16 protein-coding genes are annotated in these 22613 nt (G+C 33.7%); 7 read left to right on the top strand and 9 right to left on the bottom strand.

All coding sequences use genetic code 11. From position 1 onward, the window contains the following. The first annotated feature begins 21 nt into the window (after positions 1–21). Together AAG807_RS03260 and AAG807_RS03255 are read left to right on the top strand one after the other, a co-directional pair. Positions 22–1845 (top strand): P-loop NTPase fold protein, encoded by a 1824-nt coding sequence (locus tag AAG807_RS03260; protein WP_341900741.1) that lies wholly within the window; start codon positions 22–24, stop codon positions 1843–1845. A 10-nt stretch (positions 1846–1855) separates the two neighbouring features. Further along, the gene (locus tag AAG807_RS03255) at positions 1856–2872 is read left to right on the top strand and encodes a hypothetical protein (protein WP_341900740.1); all 1017 of its coding nucleotides are present in this window, start codon (positions 1856–1858) and stop codon (positions 2870–2872) included. A 9-nt stretch (positions 2873–2881) separates the two neighbouring features. Here AAG807_RS03255 and AAG807_RS03250 read toward each other — a convergent pair whose 3' ends face one another. The 8 genes from AAG807_RS03250 to AAG807_RS03215 all read right to left on the bottom strand — a co-directional run bounded on the left by AAG807_RS03250 (position 2882) and on the right by AAG807_RS03215 (position 14383). Further along, on the bottom strand, positions 2882–3253 hold the full coding sequence (locus AAG807_RS03250; protein ID WP_341900739.1) for a hypothetical protein: 372 nt from the start codon (positions 3251–3253) through the stop codon (positions 2882–2884). A gap of 42 nt (positions 3254–3295) precedes the next feature. Beyond that, the gene (locus AAG807_RS03245; protein ID WP_341900738.1) at positions 3296–7786 is read right to left on the bottom strand and encodes an AAA domain-containing protein; all 4491 of its coding nucleotides are present in this window, start codon (positions 7784–7786) and stop codon (positions 3296–3298) included. 60 nt (positions 7787–7846) lie between these two features. Then, entirely contained in the window at positions 7847–8851 is a 1005-nt protein-coding gene (locus AAG807_RS03240) for a hypothetical protein (protein WP_341900737.1), read from the bottom strand. Next, positions 8848–9363 carry a hypothetical protein gene (locus tag AAG807_RS03235; RefSeq protein ID WP_341900734.1) on the bottom strand — a complete coding sequence of 172 codons (516 nt, stop codon included), beginning with the start codon at positions 9361–9363 and terminating at the stop codon, positions 8848–8850. The genes AAG807_RS03240 and AAG807_RS03235 overlap by 4 nt, the downstream gene beginning before the upstream one ends. Before the next feature lie 15 nt (positions 9364–9378). Then, positions 9379–10383, bottom strand: coding sequence for a nucleoid-associated protein (locus AAG807_RS03230; RefSeq protein WP_341900733.1), 1005 nt, complete (start codon positions 10381–10383; stop codon positions 9379–9381). 26 nt (positions 10384–10409) lie between these two features. Continuing rightward, on the bottom strand, positions 10410–12281 hold the full coding sequence (locus AAG807_RS03225) for a DUF3732 domain-containing protein (RefSeq protein WP_341900731.1): 1872 nt from the start codon (positions 12279–12281) through the stop codon (positions 10410–10412). Positions 12282–12726: 445 nt separating this feature from the next. Further along, positions 12727–13950 carry an ABC-three component system protein gene (locus AAG807_RS03220; RefSeq protein WP_341900730.1) on the bottom strand — a complete coding sequence of 408 codons (1224 nt, stop codon included), beginning with the start codon at positions 13948–13950 and terminating at the stop codon, positions 12727–12729. A gap of 229 nt (positions 13951–14179) precedes the next feature. Then, positions 14180–14383 (bottom strand): helix-turn-helix transcriptional regulator, encoded by a 204-nt coding sequence (locus AAG807_RS03215; RefSeq protein ID WP_341900728.1) that lies wholly within the window; start codon positions 14381–14383, stop codon positions 14180–14182. A gap of 164 nt (positions 14384–14547) precedes the next feature. Between AAG807_RS03215 and AAG807_RS03210 the strand changes: the two genes are divergently transcribed. The 5 genes from AAG807_RS03210 (at position 14548) to AAG807_RS03190 (ending at position 21055) form a co-directional block, all read left to right on the top strand. Then, the gene (locus tag AAG807_RS03210; RefSeq protein WP_341900726.1) at positions 14548–14874 is read left to right on the top strand and encodes a hypothetical protein; all 327 of its coding nucleotides are present in this window, start codon (positions 14548–14550) and stop codon (positions 14872–14874) included. A gap of 563 nt (positions 14875–15437) precedes the next feature. After that, entirely contained in the window at positions 15438–16730 is a 1293-nt protein-coding gene (locus AAG807_RS03205) for a DUF6602 domain-containing protein (protein ID WP_341900724.1), read from the top strand. A 151-nt stretch (positions 16731–16881) separates the two neighbouring features. Next, positions 16882–17082, top strand: coding sequence for a hypothetical protein (locus tag AAG807_RS03200; protein WP_341900722.1), 201 nt, complete (start codon positions 16882–16884; stop codon positions 17080–17082). After that, a complete protein-coding gene (locus AAG807_RS03195; RefSeq protein ID WP_341900720.1) occupies positions 17057–19543 on the top strand; it encodes a hypothetical protein in 2487 nt (828 codons plus the stop codon). The genes AAG807_RS03200 and AAG807_RS03195 overlap by 26 nt, the downstream gene beginning before the upstream one ends. Positions 19544–20722: 1179 nt before the next feature. Then, positions 20723–21055 (top strand): helix-turn-helix domain-containing protein, encoded by a 333-nt coding sequence (locus AAG807_RS03190; protein ID WP_341900718.1) that lies wholly within the window; start codon positions 20723–20725, stop codon positions 21053–21055. Positions 21056–21112: 57 nt separating this feature from the next. Here the strand turns inward: AAG807_RS03190 and AAG807_RS03185 are convergent, their stop codons facing one another. Beyond that, a complete protein-coding gene (locus AAG807_RS03185) occupies positions 21113–22450 on the bottom strand; it encodes a hypothetical protein (RefSeq protein WP_341900717.1) in 1338 nt (445 codons plus the stop codon). Positions 22451–22613: the final 163 nt, after the last annotated feature.

Genomic DNA, 22613 nt, shown 5'->3' with positions numbered 1-22613 from the left:
TATTTTCAATTCTGAACCGCTATGACAAGTAACCATATTGAAACCATTTTTAAAGAATATATCTCCGAACAAAAGGCACATTCCGCCCTTTTAATAAATGGTGTTTGGGGTAGTGGAAAAACATTTTTTCTGAAAACCACACTGACAGAAATTGCAAAAAGCAAGAATCAAGACCTTGTATATGTTTCATTAAATGGAATCTCAGGCATTGGTGAGATTGATCGAGCAATTTTCATTCAAATAGCACCATATCTCAAAGACAAATCTTGGATAAAAAAAATCTCACAACCATTAACCAATATAGCTGACGTCGCGTCTAAATTTCTCACTAAATCGTCACTGTCAGATTTATTTAGAGGAATGGGTGTAGAGATGTTTGATTTCTCCAATAAAATTCTCGCATTTGACGATCTTGAACGCTCTAAATTGTCTGTTCATGAAATCCTAGGTTATGTCAATAAATTTGTTGAGCATAAAGGTGTTAAGACATTAATACTGGCGGATGAATCAAAAATTGATGATAAAAAGAAATATGACGAGATTAAAGAAAAAGTTGTAGGACGTGTACTTGATTTCAAGGCTGATATTCCATTTGTCATAGACAATTTGATCATGGTATATAATGGAAACACGGACTTCACAAATTTCCTTACCCAGAAAAAAAACAAAATTTTGGATCTGGTGAGGTCCTTCAAAGAGGACAACCTCAGGATTTTATCGTTTTACATAGATGTTCTTCATAGGCTGTACCCAACATTCAAACTTAAGTCTGATCAAATGCAAGATGAAGTACTTTTGTTTTGTGCTATTTTCTCCATTACCTTTAAATCAGGTGATCCCTATAGTGTCTATTCCAACCCTGCACCACTTGTTGTTTCACGACCATTGTATTTTGCAATAAGAGTTGGAACTCGAAAAACGGAAGAATCTAAGTCTGATGCAGATCATTTTTACGACAAATTTCTTAGCAACACTTACAGAGGTTATAACTTCTTTCAAAGTATATACGATTTTATCTTTACAGGCTATCTCGATCAGGAATTGTTAAACGCAGAGTTTGAAGCCAGAAATATTGTTGAACCAACTCCGCCTGAAAAGGCAATGGCACTTCTTTTCGAAAGTCATAATTACAGAAACTTATCTGATGAGGAATTTACCGAACAAAGTAAGGTTTTGCTAGATGCAACAAAAAAAGGGATTTACTCTATTTATGATTATGTCACTTTAAGTAATTGGTTATACTTTTTCAGCGAGAAAGAGCTTATTGAAGAATCGGCATCAGAAGTAGAAACAATACTTAATACTGGATTACTGCTTGCGAAGAGCAAAAACCAAATTGATCAAGAAAGAATTTCAAATCTTCGTCACTTTGCTCAAGAAAGACAAGAATCCGCAGTAATAATGCAAAAGGTGAATGAAATACACCTAGAGTTTGAAAAGAACAAAAATCTTGACATCGGAAAGAAAATAGTTAACACATTCAAAAAAGATGATCCAAAAGAAATCAAAATAATATTTGACAGCTATGACGGAAGTGAAATTAAGTTTTTTGAATATCTTGATGTAGTTGAGTTTTCAAAGGTTTTACTGGTTCTTTCTAATAAGTCAGTAGACACATTTATTGATGAGCTAGACGACCGATATAAAGCAATAAACATCGGACAAACATTGTATGCTGAAAAACAGGTATTGGGTCAATTGGCTGACTTAACTAACGCCTTCCTAGAAGCCAATGAATTAACCAAACTTCGAAAATTTATTTTGAAAGAACTCTCGGAAAAACTTTCAGAATCTGCCGAAAAATTGGAAAACACAAGAAAACAGGGAACTATTTACTTAGATTAAAAGCATTCGAATGTCTGAACTATTAAAGCTACTTTACGAACAGCCGAAAAAACTTAGGTTACTTATTCTTAATTTTTTGAAACTCATTTTAACAATCATAATCTTAAACGGGATTCATGGGCTATTTAAGTACAATTTTCTAAAGAACATAACTGGCTTCAACGGGAGTAATCACATTGGTGAAATTTTTGTGTACCTAATTCTGTTCATTGCTTATTGGCTGGTAATCTGGTATGTCTTAGAACCCTTTTTTGTTCTTTTAATTGGATTAAAAAAAAGAAGAGCACAAGAGAATCAAGACGAAAATCAGAGGGCAGAAGACAAAAAAGGCATTGGAACGCTTCTTAAGTTTTTCGGTGGATTTACTATTGAAAACAAAAACTTTGTCGTACCAAATGACAACATACATACGTTAGCCGAGATTGCTCAATTTGTTGACGAAGACAATTCGTTTAATGCACCAAATACTTTATTTGGAGAAGCATTGTATATTCTATTCGTTGGTTGGATGTACTTAATATTCAATTCCGAATATTGTGGAATGTCATTATGTAACCATGCCTTAATAGGGTCTGCGATACTACTGCTAATTCTTTTGTATCGGTTTCTCAACAATTTATTCGTGCGTTTAAAAGACCACACGGCAGATGTTCGTATTTTTCTTGATGAACTTGAGTTTAGAAAAATGGTGATGGACATAGTATTGAAAGACTTTAGTGGATATTTAAACCTGGAGAAAGAAAGTTTTGATCTTAATTGGGGCAAAAACGGCTATCACATTCGAGACTTATACCACTATAATGAAGGTTTAGGTAATGCTTATTATCTTAAAAGATTCAGGAAAAAATCTCGACCAGATTTGTCCGACATGGTAATGATTTTGAACTTTAATCCTAATGAAGAATTAAGAACCGTTTTGAAAGAAATGAAGGTAATTGGAATTGTTATTGCAGAGGACGATTCCGAATTAATAGACAAATTAATTGTTGAGCTGAATCGTTTAAAGGGCATAAAAGAATTGAGCTAGGAATTGTTCTCACCAAGAAATGAAATAAGATTTGGACCTATAGCCGTGTTGAGAATTTGCTTCTCGTATTTCCACATTAAAACCTCTGGCATTTAGATAATTTGGATAGTCATATAGATTATTTTGTCCTCCAGAAACTCTAGGATGATAAATTCTGTTTGAATCTCTTCTGACGTTATCAAAGGAGAGAGTTCCGTCAATTAACGAATCATCTATAAAGTCAAAACTAACATTGTTTTTGCCTTCTTTAGCAGCCTGAACAATGTCATTATTAAATCTCTCGTACGAATCTTGGTACGGAAACCTGACTTCCGCAAAGGCGGTGGCATTATTTGTTTCAAGAGTGATTTTCTTTATTTCTAAAGCGTTAAATTCTTTCATATTATAGAAAAAGTATTTCTTGGAAGTAAACTATTAATCAAATTATCTTACATCATCCGTAAAAGCCAAGGCGATATCCGAATAGTCTTTAGTCGTAAGGTTTTCCGACTTCACACTTTCTATAAAATCGACAAGTTTCGTCATTTCTCTTTTCGGATTCTTCCACCAATTGGTACTCCATATTCTATGGAAAACAAAACCATGGCTCTCCAATACTTTCTGTCTATGCTTATCATACAAATACGCTTCTTGACTAGAGTGGTATTTAGCACCATCACATTCTATAGCGATTTTAGGAACCCCATTAATTTTATGATCGAAAACTAAATCAATTCTGAAACCGGCAAATTGGTGTTGTAGTATCAGTCTATCATCTCCAAATATGTTTACCAAATCCTGATAAACTTCTTCCTCGAATGGTGATTCAGTTTCTTCCCTTAATTCGTTTTTAATCAGTTGAGTTGTATTTCCACTTAACGCCGTTAAAACAGAAATTCTAAGATCATCTCTGCCTTCACTAATAGCTTTACTGTATGCCAAATAAGCATAAAAAACGGCTCGTTTATTATTTGCCCCTTCTAATTCTAAAAACTCATTGTACTTCATGAAAACTTCTTCAGGTATCGAAGAACAAACATATACTTTGAATTTTGCACGGGTAACAATAACGTTCAACAATTTATATCCTTTTGAATGATTGATCGGACCATAACGTTGAGCGAACTTCCCATCCTTCCCTTTGCCGTAAGTGGTAGATAAAATAATAACATCTCTTTCATCTCCCTGAATATTTTCCAGATTTTTAATGAACATTCCATCATCAAAAAGCTCCTGTATTTTTGTTGCGAATTCGGCATCCGCTGAAGAGTTCTGCTGTTCTAAAATTTTACTCAAAATCAGATCACGCTGAGCAATATTGAAAGTGGCGATTCCCACGCTCGGATATTTACCATCAGGTAAGCGATTGATATTGTTTTTAAGTATTGAAAGAACTGTTGCAGCTTCTGCTTCATTTTGGTGTTCAATAAATGAACCATTCACTGCAATATATTTAATTGGAGTGTATTCAAAATTGTTTGGTAACGGCTGTAATCGTTGATTATAGAAGGCGTAGTTAGAAAAATCTATGAGGAATGGATGCCTAGATCGATAATGAAAATCGAGGTGTTTCTTTTCAAAATTTAATTCAGATCCAAAATCAAGCAAAGACTCACAAGAAAGAAGAATATCCCCCTTGTTTAAAATTTGAGTTTCTTCTTCATCCAAATCCTCTTCATCTTCAACTGCGCCATCAAATATTTTACTGAAATAATTAGACGGAGGCATCTGATGCTCATCACCCGCAATGATCACTTGTTGACCTTTTAAAATTGCAGGTAAATTATCCTCTAATCTTAACTGACTGGCTTCGTCAAACATGACTATGTCAAAATAACCATTCATCCCTTTAAAAAGGTTGCTACATACATCAGGCGTAGTTAGAATGATTGGAAAAAAGGTTGTAAATAGTTCAGGATCATATTGGACTATTTGACGTAACGAAAGTCTTTTGTATCGTGTACTGCTTCGCTTATTGTATAGATTTTCAACGGAAAGATTAATATTCTTTATTTCGAATTCCCTAGTCTTATCAATTTGTTTTGAATACCAAAACTCCTTAATGTATTTTAATTGTTCCCGCTCAATTCCTTCTAACGTGGATTTCAATAATATATGTTCATTCTCGTTAGTTGGTAAATCTGTATCTGCAAAATTTAATAGAACCAAATTCAGATAATAAGCCATTAGGATTTTTTTCCAGTCGGTTTTGTCTCGCAATTCATCAACAAGCAATTTGTCTTTTACCTCTAAAGCATTATAAAATCTGAACCAATTAAATTCTGGAGTGAAAATGTCATTATCACCATCAAAATATTCTGTTTTAATCTGTATTAACTTCTCGAGCCTTTCAGTGGCATTATTAAAATGCTTTAAGTTTGTGCCTAATTGGTTTTTCAACCACCCGTCATTATTAATCGTTGTGATTAGGTTATTTAGATGCCCTTTAATTGTTTTAAGTGATTCGGTCTCCAGTTCCCCTTCGATTGACAATAAATTGATATTTGAAATTTCAACCTCTATCATTTGAGAGAATTTATCTCTAACTCGACTTACTTCATCGGAGATAGAAATAACCGATTCTATTCTAATGAATAGAATAGAATTATCGGCATCAACAGCATTTAATATGCTATCCAAAATCACTATTTTATCTATTAATTCTTTATTGAAATCATACAAATTAAGATATGTTTCTTTTAGTAAATCAACTGAAAGTTTAAAGAATTCGCTCAGCTTGCCATCAATTCTATCATGAATCACAGAACCTTTATTTTCTTTATGAAATCTTTCAATAAATGATGAAGCAGATTCTTTAAGAAAACTAGTTAAGTTTAGTTGTTCAAATTCTTTTCCAGTTGATCCCTTTAGGTTTAAAGCTTTAAAAATGTCATTCAACTTTTCAACCTGTTTTATGTTTGAGGCGAAGTCTGCATCTGAGTGAAAATCTTCATCAATGTCTTTCGATGAATTTATAGCTCTTTCAAGCTCTTCGAATAATATTTGAACTTTATTGTGTGCGGTAATTATTCCTTGTTTTTCTTTTGAAAACCAGGATAGAATTTTATACCCAGTACTTTGAAGTTTTTTTGTGTCCTGAAAATCCTTCTTCTGATTATTCTGTTGATATACCGTTAGAATCTTACTAATTATCATCATAATAGAAGACCATTGATCGCTTATTTCCTTCGTCCTAAATTCGATGTATTCAGTGCGTAATTCAATTATCAGATTTTCAAAATTCTTCTCCACTAAAGCTAAGGATGAAAACCTATTCTCTATTATTGACAGCAAGTTTTCAAGTCTTAGCTTCCTTAGTTTTCTATACTCATTAAGATACGTTTCTTTGTCATTAAGCAGAACATCATACTGCTCCTTATACTTTTTGAAGTCTTCTTTTAAATTTTGTTCAATAATAAATGGATTGTCTCCGATTAGTTTATTTGGATTGATAAACGATAATTTTTCATGAGGATTATATGCCTTAAAAAATAGTTCTCCAGATTCCAATAAATTAAGTTTGGTATTTAACTCTTGTGACGAAAAATCAAAATGATCTTTTGAAAGTTTTAACTCTTCAATTTCATTCCCTTTTAATTCAGCAAGCAATGTTCCTACGACATCCGTCCAAGTCTTGCCTCCCAAAAGTTTTTTATCGATTTTTTTATGTTTGGTATTAATGGAATTGATAAGTTGAGCTGATTTGTCTAGAATGTTGTCTAATGTTTCCTTCGATGATTTATATCGATAATGTTTGTAAGAAGACGTATCCACTCGGTCTCTTACAGAATCAACCACAACTTTTCTATCCTTAACTATATCACGAATTAATACCGTATGATATTTAAGCCCTTTATCAATTAGAGCTTTGTGTAACACCTCTAAAGCTGTTCTCTTTTCACAAACTACGATAGTTTTTTTCTTGTTTTCTAAGGCGTTTACAAGCACCGCCGTCAATGTTTGACTTTTTCCAGTTCCCGGAGGACCTTGGATCAGAATATTTCTATCTGATTTTAATGAACGTAAAACACCTTGTTGAGATGGGTCTGTTTCAACTGATGATAAAGGCTGAAAACCATGGTTTTCAAATTCACCCAACTCAATGACTGAGCCTTTTAAACTCATTAAATTATCATAGTCACTTATTATATTTTGCTTCTGAACTTCAAAAATCGAAAAAAGACCGCCATAGTGAATTGGATGAAAACTCGAATCAGTAGTTGTTTTTTCCAATGTAACTTTATCTGGTATTGATTTGATTGATTCAAGATTATCATAGATAAACTCTTTCAATCCATTAACTGGTTTTGAATAGATCTTATGTAGTAGATCATAACAGATATTTGCTAACTCAGATTTGTCGATTAGACCATCGTCCATCATATCACTTGAAATCTGATCAATTTCAACCTTCACATCATTCTGAAGATGGTTAATCAACACCTCATTCAAATAAATCGGGTCATCTTCATTTCTTATGATCTCCCAAGTATTAAAATCCTTAGTCCTTCTAATTCGTAATGACCAAATAAGAATTGGTGCTACGGTTAATTTATTGTCAACCTGATCCCGTCTAACTAAAATGGGAAATCCAAACCCGAAAGTGTTTATTCCTTTCTCGGATTCAATAGCATCAGTTTGGTTTATTAAGTTCTCGAAACTTCGGGTGATTTTTAAAAGCTGTGATTGATCTTCTTCAAAAACTTCATTCATATTCGGAACATTGTCTTTCCAACTCACCTTGAATTTCAGAGGTTGTTGTGTTAGCAAAGCTTTGATAAAAGATTTTGGCAAATTCTCATCGATATGTGAAAGTCGATTGATATCAAATTTATAACGTGAATTACCAGGAATAGCATTAAGGTGTACTCCTCTTCGGTTACCAATTTTAAGTCTTCGTTGTAATTCAGTCAGAAATTTTTCAGTGAGTTCCATTGTGATAGTTTCGGGGAATAATAAAAGTAATGTTATTGTTGATTAATTTAAGTATAAATCTTAGTGCCCTGATTCCGTCGTCCCTCGAAGATTTTTTAGTCTTTCATCAAGTATTTTGGCAACGGTATCATTAAATAAAGTAACATCACTTAATTTAAAAGATTCATCTCTAGCAATTCTGTTATAACCATTTATTACAGATTGATTAAAGTTACTAACCTCTAGAAACTTAATTTTTAGAGGTTCGAAATATGTGCAGAAATCACGAACGAAAAGACATAGAATTAGCGTGGAGAATTTAATCGAAAAGTTCGCGCTAAAATCAGCATGATCCTCTAAATGCAAATCTTTAAATTGAAATACTGAAACATTTGATGGATGGGTCGAATTAGACATCATTGAGTATAAATTATCAAATTTGTCATTAACTCCCGCATTCAACCACATTTGTGCCCAACTCACTCTATTAAACTTACCATTATTGAATGCTACTTGAAATTCTTTTTTCTTAATGAACCCATTCATTTTGTCTATCTCATGACTTCCTAGGTCTAATAGAAAAGGGTTTGTTAAAATAAGTTCCTTCAACTCTTCTATTGATTCCGCTTCACGACTTTTCTTTTGCAACTGTTCTTCATTCATTGCTTCAGAATTGCTTTTTTGTCGATACTGAAGACCACTTACAACCCAAAGTTCATGTAGCAGCCTTCTTTCATCATATGAGTTTGTTTTGATGTAGATATTATTGAAGTTACAAAATGCTTCAAATTGTGAACGAACAATTCCCCACATCGACATTGGATCAATTGGATGTTTTAGACCTTCATAAACATTAGTATGCAACGTTCTTAATGAAGAAGATCTTCTTAGTGTCATTTCAAACAATAGTTTTGCATCTCTGTCTAAGGTAGATTTTACTTTTAAACTATTCATTTCACTGAATAACAAATTACAAGTTTCAATAACGACGTCAAGTGCTTGTAAATGATCCTCTTTTGTTATTGGTTTTAACATTAAAAAACCTAACAAAAATTCCTGAAATTCTGGTTGAAGTTCGTTTTTCATAGGTCAAGCTTTTTTTTGACCTCATCATAATTGGTTTTGGGTATTATAATGGGAAGGAATTCATGTCCAAAATGATAAGCTACATTTAAACGGTGTTTTCCGTCAACTGCCATACATTCTCCTAAATTTTTATTAAACATTATTGTAGGAGGAATTAATGGTTGATTATTTAACCAACAATGTATTATATGGAGAATATTGTATTCATCCCAAATATCACTAAAGAGTTTATTCTTTAGATAAGCGTCTTTATTTTGAAGAGATTTTATTAGAACGTCAGTTTTCACAGATTCAATCAAAATGTAATCTGCTATTAACTCGGCATTCAATTTGTCAGGTTGAAGTGTAAAATCAATATCCTTTTTATCCAAATGCCAAACTGCTTTTACTTCCTTTATTTGATTTTGTAGGAATTTTGATTTAATATTTTCGCAATCTTCGTATTGCTTCAATCTCTTTTCATCTTCAATCCTTTTGTTCTCCCAAAATTCCATAAGTTTTTCTTCTACCATTTTTATTTTTTGAGATTAAGCCTCATCTTGATAATATATCTTGTAAAACTTCCTTCCATCATCGTCAACCCCCTGCTTTATCAATTCGCTATCGCCATGAATGTATATGTGAAAGTTTTTATCCAACTTCAAAACTTTCTTGAATACTCTTGCCTGCTTTTTTACAGCCGAAGTTGAAATTTCAAATTGATCCAATAACTCAACTTTATTCTCTTCTCTAAATTGCTGATCAAACTTTTGGAAAGACTCAATTAAACTGTCATCAGAAAATACTTCATTTTCAAATTCTGCCTTATCGAAATTGGAATGTGATTTAAAATAGTCTACTGAGCGGTTAAGTAAGTCTATTTGGTCTGACTTTGATATTTCAAAATCGGATAATTCATTTGTTATAAATTCTTTAGTAATTCCAAGAAATTCATTTGTTTGATGGTATTCATTTTTAATCGGCTGAATACACAAAAATTCATCTTTCCAATATTGAGCTTCGCTATTTCTATTATCTATAACCGACAATATAAATCCAGTTTCTTTACTGGTGTTAAAGATTAAACATCCTTTATCCAATTTACGGGTACTCAGACCTTTTACATTTTTTAAGTTTAGGCCATTTTTCACAGAGTTAACTTCCAGTACAGTCTCTTTACTTTCCGATTTAAATATGACGATGCAGTCCACTTCCTCATCTTCAAAGCGACAATCTTTAATATAAGCGACACCTAATTCACCTCCTTTTATTTGGGGATGATTACTCTTATCGTACAAATATCTAGCTGCATTTTGAGATTGTTCTATAAAAGAATCCTGATTATTGAACACTGAACTAATGAACTGATACATGGGGTTCAACTCAATGGTTGGAATGAAATAAAATTGATGAAACTCATCTGACTTAAAAGTGTTATGAATCAATGGCATAACATAGTCATCAATCTTGTCAAAATCGGTTAACGAGTTCGAAAACTTCACTCCATCCCCATTATTTTTATTGCCAACAAAATGGATAATGAGTTTATCCATTTTTCCGATCTCTATGTTTTGCATTCTTAATTATTATAAATATCAGATGGAATCAATCCGTTTCCATTATTAAATTCATCTACAGTATGGAAGTTGGATAAATTATTATCTAGCCAGTATTCTTTAGGGGCATGCTCTACCATTAAAATTTGGAAGTGATTACTCTTTTCCTTCGTTATGTAATCAATAAAAGAATTCAATAAAGTAAACGCATCAATTAATTTGGTTTTATCGTCGTTTCCTTTTTCATTGTCTCCAGTATAATAAGGAATGCTTGGTTGGTCAATAAACAAGAATTGTGGCACATGTTCTTGTTCAATATTTATCATATGCTCATGCAATCCCAAATAAACACATAAGTGCATAAACATATAGTTAGACTTACTCCCCACGTTATCCAACGGAAAAGGTAATTGCCCTTGTGGATATAATTTCAGAACCATTTCATTCTCATCAAATATGGTTTTATAATCTTTATACGCGGGTAAAGAGCTTAATTGATCGTAATTTCTTTGAATACTTTCATCTAACTGAGACTTCATTAAGTATTTGATCTGTTTATTATCTTGTGGCACTTTCTCTAATCGTTCTCTTTCTTCATTCAAACTATTCAAGTTAACAGAATCGATCGGCTTATGTTTGTTGCCCATTAATATTTGCTCGAACATTAATTCAATCTTCCCAAGTTCAAAAAATCTTTGTCCTTCTTCATGATGATTCCTTTTAATCTCATTTAATTGAGTGATTCGTTTGTCTATTTCTTGAAGCTGAAGTTTAAACTCCTTCGAGTCTCCAGCTACCTTCAAAGGCTCTTCAACCTTTTTAGAAAGATGCGTCTTGATACTCTTCAATGAGGATTCAAGGGATTCTACAAATATTTTAGTTTCGTATGAATCGACTAATTGATCTGCCAGTTTTTGATTTAGATATTCAATAGGTTGAAGACTGTCTGCTGATTTATTTAAGTTTCTTCTATAAGAATCATATTCTCGTTGGTATTGATGTATAGCATTAAGTTGAGCTTGTATCTCACTTTTACTTTTGTACAAAGAATTTATTTCATCAAATAAAGTTGAGTTCGTTGCTATCTGTTTAGTGTTTGATACAATTTCTTCTATTGTTGTTATCGCTTGATCTAAGGAATCAAATGTATCTGAATACTCTAGAAATTTAAACTGCTTACACCTTTCAATTAATCCAAATATTTGACTCTCAAATTGCTTAGTTTTATTTTCATTTCCCTTTACCTGACTCTGTATCTTCTTTAACTCTGCATCAATTTCTTGTAATCTCTCAACTGCTTTAATGTTTTCCATGTCATTGACACCAATCACTAAGTCGAAAATATGACTCAACGCTTTATCGTATTCATCCTTACCATAAAAGGTAGTATCAAAATAGGTTTCTGCCACACCAATTACGTTCTCTGTAAGAGAATTAAATAGCAAAAAATGTCTAAATGAAATGTTGAAAGAAGTTTTGCCCAATCCTTTTCCATAAGGAAACCTTAAGGCATCTGTAATTCCAAATTCTTTATCCAATATTGCTCTTATTTCAGCTATTTCCTCGTTTTCTTCTGGTTCTTCTGGGAATCCACCATAAGTAAAGTAGACTTCAGATGAAACAGCCCCATTAGCAGGAGTTTTACGAACTATAGATATTTCCTTTCCATTAATTTCAAATCGTATTCCGAACCACAGAACCTTATCATTAATTGTATTTGCAACTTTAACTTTTCCAGAAAACAGGCAGTAATCGATTATACTCCAAAAACTTGTTTTTCCCGTAGTGGCATCACCAGTTATCACATTTACTTTATCAGCTAGAAAATGATAACTTTTAGGCTCTTGATTTTCATCCTTGAACCATAATTTTATTTCGTGGAGAATAAATTTCATAATCGTACTTTTAAGGTTCTGTAAAGTTGTTCTGTTGAATAGGGAGCAATTATCGTCAAAAGCCTAGGGATTACCTCTTCAATTTTTTTGAACCGATTTCCTAATTCTTGTCCTGCAATATCAATATTCCCAAGTGTTGTAATATCATTTCCTATTCGAATCTGGTTACTTTTATTCAATAGCATTAAAGAGTTGACGGTAATAGGCAACAACGATAAATACCTTTTATTGAAGGATATAAACAATTTTGGTTGTTCACTAATTACTTGTTCCAGGTTCAAATCGGTATCAAGATTTTTCCCTAAATAATTTACGGTTCTATCATCCAATAAAAGGGGAAGAATCAAACATGATCGAGGAATATCTAACGATTCCACGTTCTTCAATACCGACAAAAAGAGGCAACTTGCAATCGCCTCATTATTATATATGTAATATACCTCGTTCATTGTCTATTATATTTATTCTGCCAATCAAAATGCCAACCGATTTCCAATTGGTTTGATAAAGCATAATAATGTCCATTGCTAAACTCGATTCCAAGTGATGTAGTCCCTGTTATTGCAAGGTCTTTTTGTCGTATGTAATCTACCAATTCAATACCTAAACTATTGATGTCATTTTCTAAATCTTCGATTGTTTCTCCTGAACCTATTCGATTCTCAATTTGCCTATACTTTGACCTGAATTCGTTAGTCCATATTGCGATGCTATTTGTTTTAAAGTCGGTAACATCTGTTGGCAGTATAAAATTCTCTTCAGACCAATAGGAGAAATGATTTAGAAATTTGAGCATTTGCATGGTGTAATCCCTGATATGATTTGAACCACTTTTAATTTCTCCAATATCTAGTAATTGTTTAATAAATGTTTGACTCTCCAAATCATCCGGAAGGAAAATAGGAAAGTCCCTTTTTGGTAATGGTTTTAATTCAAAAGCAACTTTAAAGCACTCGCCGAATTTGGAAATAAATTCCTCGAATGAAACTTCAAACTTGTTTCGATCCTCAATATCTAGGTATTTTGCTGTCTGCAGATTTGAATACAGTTTTTCATATATAGGATCAACCAAATTTTGTTGCCTAACATTTTCAAGAATTCTGTTTTTTATTTTTTCGATTATTGCATGTACCTCAGTCTCAATTATAAGTTTTGACAAAAATTGGCTCAACTTTTTTTTGCCTACAGAAGAAATATTCTTTATATATTTTTGAATCGTTTCATCTTGAGTTCTGCTTTTTAGCTCATTTAGTTTGGTGAGAACAAAATCTACATTGTTATCTTCCTTAAAAGTATTTAGCGAACTGATGAACTCATTGTTACTTTCGCTTTTGTTTGTAACCAAGTAGAATGAATGTTTATCTAAGAACGTATTGCTGTTGTCGGCTTTTATGAAATCGGTCCAATTACTAAGAGTCTTCCATAAGTCAGAATCTAACGTAGTTAAATTTTGAGGATCACCAGCTGCACTTTTTGTTATAGTGTGCTTAGCTTGAAATAAAATTGTGGTTCCATCTTCTTTGTCTATGTGAACATCATCCTTAACTTCAAAACCAATTTTCTGACCATGTCTTAGCTCTAGTAGCAAAAACATGAAATAATAAAATTGATAATCAAATCCAATTGATTGAGCTCCAGCAGTGTGTGCTTCTTGAACTGATTTTGCCATATTCATTTATTTTAGTAATATTCCTTTTAACGTGGGGCTTAATTAAATCGAACTGTCCAATGGAAATATAAATTTTATGAGGTCCAAGACAGTATTCTGCCACAGAGGAACATTGTAATTCTGAATAGAATTGCCAATTGAAAAATTTTGCGTGTCTAATAGACTGTTTGAGGATAGTAGTAGTATTGTGAACATTATTGTGGTTTGAATAGTGGGAAGAAGATTTTAACTATTGTTTCGTCGAATTCAGTAACTCCCGAATATCAACATCTAATAAAACTGATACACGATACAAATCTTCAAGACTAGGCTGTCTTCTGTTTGTACTCCAAGCGCTCACAGTATTTATGTTCTTACCAAGTTCAGAAGCTAGCCAAACTTGCGTTACCTTCTTGCTTACTAGAACTTCTTTTATTCGGTTTAAGTCTTTCATCTTTTCGAATATAACCAAAGAAAACGGCATACAAACACTTTGAAACCTTCACTAAACGCATATTAGTCTCTCAAAAAAAGATAATTATATTCATTAAAAACACATTTATATAAATATTATGTATATTTATCATCGCCAAATGAATATATTAAAAATATTGAGTCATGAGAAAAAAAAATTCAAAGTCAACTATTATCAACCTTATAAAAGACGATTTAAGACACCAACATACCGTTTTGGGTTTGAACCTATTGGGTTTCGATCACGATAATGGTATGTTAGATATTTCGAGAGGTGTTTTCTCTCTAATGGAACTCAATATCAATGACAACCGTTTGCAACATTTAACCGATGAATATTGTGATAGAGCCTACCATGTTACAGCGATTGCCTTTAATGATAACGAGTCTTTTGAGAGATTGGCAACCGAGATTTACAACTGGCTGTCTTTGGAACGCAAGAAATACATGAAACTGTTGAGTAAATCATAAACGTTCAAAATTGCAGTTTGCTTAATTTTTTTCTACTTGCACCATTTGTGCTGGGGCAACTAACTTTTTTTGACTGCCAAAACCCAGATTTTAAGTAATAAAAATCTATTTGCCCCACCTAAGACGGTGCAACTAAGTTTTTTTATCCTTCAAAATTTAAGAAACTGTCTAAAAAATACTACTTGCCCCACTTAGGGTGGTGCAACTAACTTTTTATTGTTCTTAAAAAAGATCTCACTTGAATAAAATCATAACTGCCCACCAAAAGGTGGGCAACTAATTTTTTATTATGCTTGAAGCCAAATTTTCACTGAATAAAATCATAACTGCCCACTAAAAGGTGGGCAACTAATTTTTTATTATGCTTTGAAGCCAAATTTCAACCGAATAAAATACTAACTGCCCACTAAAAGGTGGGCAACTAATTTTTTATTATCCTTTTGAGCCTAAAAAAACCTAACGACTCACTTAAAGGTGGGCATTAGGTTTTTATTCTAATTTCATCAACAGTTCTCTAAGATCAATTAGTAAAACTATATTAGTCTTAACAAAAAATAAATAAAATGATTTCCACTATCGCTGAATTATTAGAAGCATTTAAAATTGCTGAAAAAGAGGTTTTAGACAACTACGAGATGTCACACCCAGTTACAATCGGAACAATGTATGAAGGACTAACAGGAGAAATACTTAATCGGTCATTGTTTCAAGGCTTAAACTTACGAGTAGTTAAAAACAGTTTTATTAAAGGATCAGATGTGGAATTTGACATCTTACTCGTTGAAGGTGAAGGAGAATCTATACCGCATACCGATAGATTCAAATATGAAGCTAATCAAGTGATAGTTGTTATCCAAGTAAAAAAGAATCTTTATTCATCTGACGTTAAGGATAGCTATGAGAATCTACAATACATTATAAACCATTACGATATAAATACTCAACCGTATGTAAGAAGATTAGTAAACGATAGTTTTCGTGCAATTTGTAGAAAGGATATAGAAGCAATGAAATTAGGGCTAGTCACAGAAGAAGAAGAGGCTATATTCGATGTTCTTAAAGTTGAAGCGAGCCTTCCTGTAAGAATAATTTGGGGATACAATGGCTTCGCCAACGAATACAATTTCAGAGAGTCACTAATGACTTATTTGTCAAAGAATATTACTACCGACCCTAAAAATATCATTGGTGGTTTTGGTCCTCATAATTTCCCTAATTTGATAATATGTGGAAAATATTCGATTGTCAAATTTAATGGGATGCCTTATGGACGATCTTTGGACGAAAACAATCAGTGGATCTTATTGGGTTCTTCACCCCATAACCCCATGAACTTTTTTCTAGAACTTATTTGGACAAGACTAACGTATAAGTTTGACATGACCTCTGACATTTTTGGAGACGACTTAGAAATGGAACCATTTTTACCTCTCCTTTCCTGTAAAATTGGAAAATTGGGAGATCAGTTTGGATGGAATTTTAACCAGCATGTTTTTGCCAAAGAAGATATTCTTGAAGAAGTTCCGCTTAGTGAATGGGAGCCAACTGAACTCAATATGACTCAATATGTAATTTTTCAAGAAATCATTCGGAATGGGGATGTTGTTATTGATCAATCGTTAGATGACTTTGTGAATGAGAACAAAGAATTTGCAAGTAGCGAGGAATTTATTAAAAGTCTAATTAGTACAGGATTGGTTTGGCGGTCTGAAAATCGATTAAAGCCTCTAACAGATGAAGCTCAATGCGTCATTTTACCAGATGGTCGAGTTATGGCGGGAGAAAACAAAAGCGGTCGTTTAACCAATTGGGCATTAAAGCAAATGCAAAACAAGAAAAATCAAACTTCTGAATAGAATTTTCATGAGTTGAAATGTGGTTTATTAATTGTGAACTGCCCACCAAAAGGTGGGCAGTTCTTTTTATTTACTTAATGAATACTAGGAACATCATGAAAATCAGTCAATTATTTTACATTTGCTAGACTATTAATCATTATTCAACATCATGGCAGAAGAAGCTCGGATTGAAAAATCTATACCTGAAAAAATTACAGATACTATGATCGAGAAACTCGCTGAAAGCGGACAATTCTCGCAAACCCTTATTGAGGAATTAGCTATTGCTGATCTCAGCAATATTGAAGGTTTAAAGCAATTATTACTCAACCAAACTGAATCAAATGAAAATACTGAAACTGGAAATTAGTAATGTCAGGGGTATTCCGCATTTAATCATAGAGCCTAATGGAAAATCTCTAGTAGTATATGGCGCAAACGGTGTTGGTAAAAGTGCGGTAATAGATGCTATAGACTTTCTTCTAACAGGTAAGATTGCTCGTCTTTTGGGAGAAGGAACCGATGATGTTTCATTGAAAAAACACGGACCGCACATAGATAAAGTAGAAGATGCAAGTAACGTATATGTTCGTGCAAGTATTAAAGTGCACGGAGTAACTACGCCTATTGAAATTTTCCGTTGCATGACAAACCCCAATGAATTAGTTTATGATAATAAATATTCTGAAGTTCTAACTCCATTACTAGATGTTCTTAATCGAGGACAGCACGTTTTTACAAGAAGAGAAGTATTGAAGCTTATAACAGCAAAGTCATCTGATCGCTCTCTAGCTATTGGAAAAATCCTCAAACTTGAGAATCTTGAAGAAAAAAGAAAAGCACTGGTTAGTGTTAAAAACTTCTTTAGCAGTGAAGCTAAAAATGCAAAGGCGAATCTGGGGGTTGTTCAAGGTAACATTAACATAATTACGGGGCTTCAAAAATTTGATAAAACTTCTGTTTTGAAATTTATCAATGAACAACGAGTAAAATTAGGCAGTACAGTTCTGGAAGTGCTTGCATCCGAAACACTAAAAGAAAATGTAACTAGAGTAGCAATTAATGAAGCGAGCGTAGATAAGAAAAGCTTATTAGAACGTGCGACAAATTTGAACGTTGAGAGTTTATCATCAATCTTATCAGGTGTCCCCAAAGCAAATAAAACTTTAATTGAACACTTAAGAGAAATCAAATCTGATCCTGAAGCCGAATGGAATGTAAAAAGATTTGAGTTTACAAAAAATGGAAAACAGCTTATCCGTGATTCAGGTGAATGCCCGTTATGCGACCATCAGTGGTTGCCAGGCGAATTGGAATTAAAATTACAAAGTCGGATCGAGGCACAAAAAAACAGACAGAATTCAATCGAGGAAAATGCTAATTACATTAAAGAAGCCGCTAAGCAGGTTTTGATGAGAATTGATCAGCTCGCAGAAGCCTCGAAACCTATTGGAAAGAACGAAGAAGCACTTTTAAATGACACTATAAAAAGATGTGTGAGTGCTATGGGTGAATGGAGAAAAACAATCGAAAAGATCATTGACGTTATGTCAAATCCATTTGAGAAATACATTCCTGAAGATTTTGAGGATGATAAATTTGAAAGACTTTATTCTCCCTCCGAAATTCAAGCTGAACTACCTGTGTTTGTTGAACAAATGCAAACAATTTTTCCTGAAGCTACACCTGAACAAATTGCATGGGATAATCTGACCAAGCTCGAAGAGCAATTAAAAAATCTTGAGGAAACTACTTTAAAATTCAATAAAGCTTCGGTAATTAGTACCCAAGCTACAACCTTACACGATTCATTCGTTTCAGCACGTGATGGAATATTAGAAAATCTGTACTTAAAAATCAAGGATCGTTTCGTAACACTGTATAAGCAGATGCACGGTGATGATGAAGCTGAGTTTGAAGCTAATTTTGAAGCAAAAGACAAAGCACTGAATATGAATGTTGATTTTTATGGTCGAGGCTTTCATCCACCACATGCTCTACATAGTGAAGGACATCAGGATAGCATGGGAGTTTGTCTTTTTCTTGCATTATCGGAACATTTGAATACAGGTCTCATAGACTTGATAACCTTGGATGACGTTGTAACATCTGTAGATGCTGGTCATAGAAGATCTTTTTGTGATGTATTGGTGAAAAATTTTTCAAATCAACAATTTATCATTACTACTCATGAAACCGCTTGGGCAAATCAATTAAAAAGTTCGGGAGTAGTTCAAAGTAAACAAATGCTGAAATTTTACAATTGGGATGTTTCATCAGGTCCGAGGATACATTACGAAGCAGATATGTGGACAAGGATTGATGAAGATTTACAGAATGATGACGTTTCAGCTGCATCAGCAAAATTGAGACGGGGTATGGAAGAATTCTTAAGATATGTCTGTCATAGTCTGAAAGCTCCTGTACCTTATTCCCTTGAAGATTCGGGTGGTTTGGGTGATTTCATTTCACCAGCAATTGGTAGATATAATGATCTCTTGAAAAAAGCTAAGGAATCCTCAAGGTCTTGGGGTAAAGATGATATAACTGCAAGCTTAAATGAAATCGGAGAACTTAACAAAACGATTTTCGAGAATTTTAATTCTGAATCTGCTTCCGTGAATAAAGCAGTTCATTTCAATCAATGGGCAAGCTTCACGAAGCAAGATTTTCAACCTGTTGTGGAAGCTTATAAGTCTTTGTATTCAAAAGTTTTTTCGTGTGAAAACGAATCCTGTCAATCCGTACTGTATTTATCAGGAAGCCCAGTTGCTCCCGAAGCTCTGAGATGTAAATGTGGTAATACGAACTGGAACCTAACTAAAAAATAGATTTCATAGGATGAAACACTAACTCGTCTTTCAAAAAGTAAATTTAGCCTAGTCGGTTCAATGGATTCGTCAAGTCGGTTAATCGAGTTAGTCGAAACAAATTCGACTCAAAATAGACTACTTGCATAAACAGTAATCTATTCGTCGATTGAAAAGAAAAACTAACCAATCGAATAGTCGAATTGGTCAAGTTGAAAAGTAAGATTGGTCGAAATGGATTCTTGTAAGATTCGACTCAAACCGACTTAAAATTGAGTCGGGTGTAAAGTACTGCAACGATTCGTCTATCGAAAATTAAAGTTGGGCAAGTCGGATTAATGAATTTGTCATGTCGAAAAGAAGGATTCGTCGAAATGGATTCTTGTAAGATTTGACTTAAACCGACTTAAAATTGAGTTGGGTGTAAAGAATCGCAGTGATTCGTCTATCGAAAATTAAAGTTGGGCAAGTCGGATCAATGAATTTGTCATGTCGAAAAGAAAGATTCGTCGAAATAGATTCTTGTAGGATTCGACTCAAACCGACTTAAAATTGAGTCGGGTGTAAAGAACTGCAACGATTGGTCTATCGAAAATTAGAGTTCGGCAAGTCGGATCAATGAATTTGTCACGTCGGAAAGAAAGATTGGTCGAAATTGATTTTTGTAAGATTTGACTTAAACCGACTTAAAATTGAGTCGGGTGTAAAGAACCGAGTGATTCGTCTACCAAAAATTAAAGTTGGGCAAGTTGGGTCAATGAATTTGTCATGTCGAAAAGAAAGATTCGTCGAAACCGTTTCGGGTCGGAATCGACTTTAATCCGAGTCGGATAGTCGAAAAAGGAATCAGCTATAAAATGCGAATGGAGTCCAGACGGGCGTCCGAACTCCATTCACTAATCAACCTAACCTAACCACCTAAATCGGTCGCAAGATATAATTTCTTAAATATTTTTTCAAGTGTACCAGTGAAATTTGCAAGTTTTTGAAATCAAATACTAGAACAATCAGTCAAAGAATGTTGCGAAAATTTAACTGCCCACTTTTCCAACTTTCGAAACCCCCAATAAATCTGCGATTCAAAGATAGTTGCCCCACTTTCTAACCTTTTTATGGGCAGTTATCGATTGAACAAAAACGAAAGATCTGCGTTAGTAGCAGAAAGATCAAAAGGAATGAACCATCTTAACACCTTTAATCATGGAAACAGTGATTAAACTCGCTATCGAACGAATGAGCGAGGAAATCGAGCGGTTAAAACAAATCGTAGGAGAACAGCAAAAGCGCATTTCTGAATTGGAAAGAAACAGAAATCGAAACACAGTTGTTGAACCTGAAACACCTAAAATCGAAGATGAATTGCTCAACAACGAGCAAGTGAAAAGCATCTTAAAAATTGGCAAAAACTCCTTAATCAAATTGGTGCGTGAGGGTGTTCTTGTTGCCATTAGGATCAATGAACGAAGTGTTCGTTTTTCCCGTAGTGCAATCATGGAATACATACGACGAAAACAAGGAGCAAGCACGTTTTAACCCATTCAAAAAGTGACCTCAAATCGGGGTCACTTTTCTTTTTACGTTCGCTAGTGTTTACACTAAATCAAATGGGAAATAATCTCTATTTTCCATAACCTGTCGTTTCAATTCTTTCATAAAACGAGCAGCGTTATCAATCATTGAAATTTTATTGTACTTGAAAATCGTACTGGAATCTGAAACATTGAATTCGGGTGCTGAAATAGAGTTCGTATGTCCCGTAATTTTGCTTAGAACCGTGATTGGAACGAAATTAATCAGATTTGTAATGAACGATCTTCGCCCAACGTGAGAAGAAACATAATCGCACACTCGTTTTGTTTCGAACTGTTTCTTACCCTCTGAATTGGTAAAGGAAAGTGTGATTTCGTTAGTAAATCCGCATTGCTCTGCAATCACTTTTGCAAGTTCATTAAAAGTTGATTCACTCATTTTGTAAGCTACTTTCCCTTCGTTTGCATCAATTGCATCCTGTAAGGGTTTCAGAATCGGTACAACTACTTCCGTATCGGTTTTGGTGGAGAAATAACGAGCGTAGTTAAACGATAGTTCATTTTTCGAGTACTTGTTACTCGGAACGATTTTGTGAACGTCAGATCTTCTGCAACCCGTAAATAGAAGCGTGAGTAAAATCAGTTTTGCATTGCTCAATTCTTCGGTTGGGGGTTCGTATTGAATAATCCGTTGGATTTGCTCTAAATCGAAATAAATCTTATCCTCGGTTACCAATCGAACTTTGTCCGTTGGGTGCAGTTCCGTGGTCGGATTGAAAACTACTATTTTGAACTTCCGAGCAATCCGTTTCAATACTGCTCTAAAATCCTTGTAAACACTCCAAACCGTATTGATTCGATTTGACCGAACCCGAATAGTATCAATAAAGCTATTGTACAATTCTTCATCAATTTCATTGCTGTAAAGTGGTTTCCCGATTTTGGTTTCAAATTCAAGCAAACGATTTCGAAGCGTAGAATAATTATCCTTCGTTTTCTTTTTGATACTGGAATCGTTCAGTACATAATCATTGATGAACTCTACAATCCGCACCCGTGTTACAGTTGCACGATCATCTTTCTTTTTGATCTTAACATCCAGTTCTTGTTTCAAACGTTCGGGTGTTACTGTTTCCGTTGTGATCAAATAATTGAAAATATCCGTTGCTTGTTTTTCAAGCTGACCGAGCATTGCTCGCTTTGTTTTATCCTTGGGTAACTTTTGTTCTAAATCCCATTCGGATTTATTAACTTTAACTCCTGTATAATAACGCAGTGGTTTATACACGAATGTTTGTTTCAAAGCATCGAATTCTTTGTAACCGAAGTTCATAATTGCTAATACTGGAATTTCACCCTCAACCCCAGTTTTTAGTATGAAATTGATCTTTAATTTCATGGTGTTCGTTTTATGGTTGATCCAAACATATAAGCAATAACCCATAGTTAGGGTACTAAAAAGGGTTGGAATATTGAGAGCTTGACCCCAAATTCCCATAGAATCCTATATGCTCCTAACAACATAACGAAATCGCGGATTTCTTTATTGTGATTGGGTTTCG

Origin of the sequence: Fluviicola taffensis DSM 16823 (assembly GCF_943372375.1) — a bacterium.
GTDB lineage: Bacteria > Bacteroidota > Bacteroidia > Flavobacteriales_D > Crocinitomicaceae > Fluviicola > Fluviicola taffensis_A.
The sequence above is the reverse complement of the archived record's forward strand: the minus strand, read 5'-3'. Positions and strand labels throughout refer to the sequence as shown.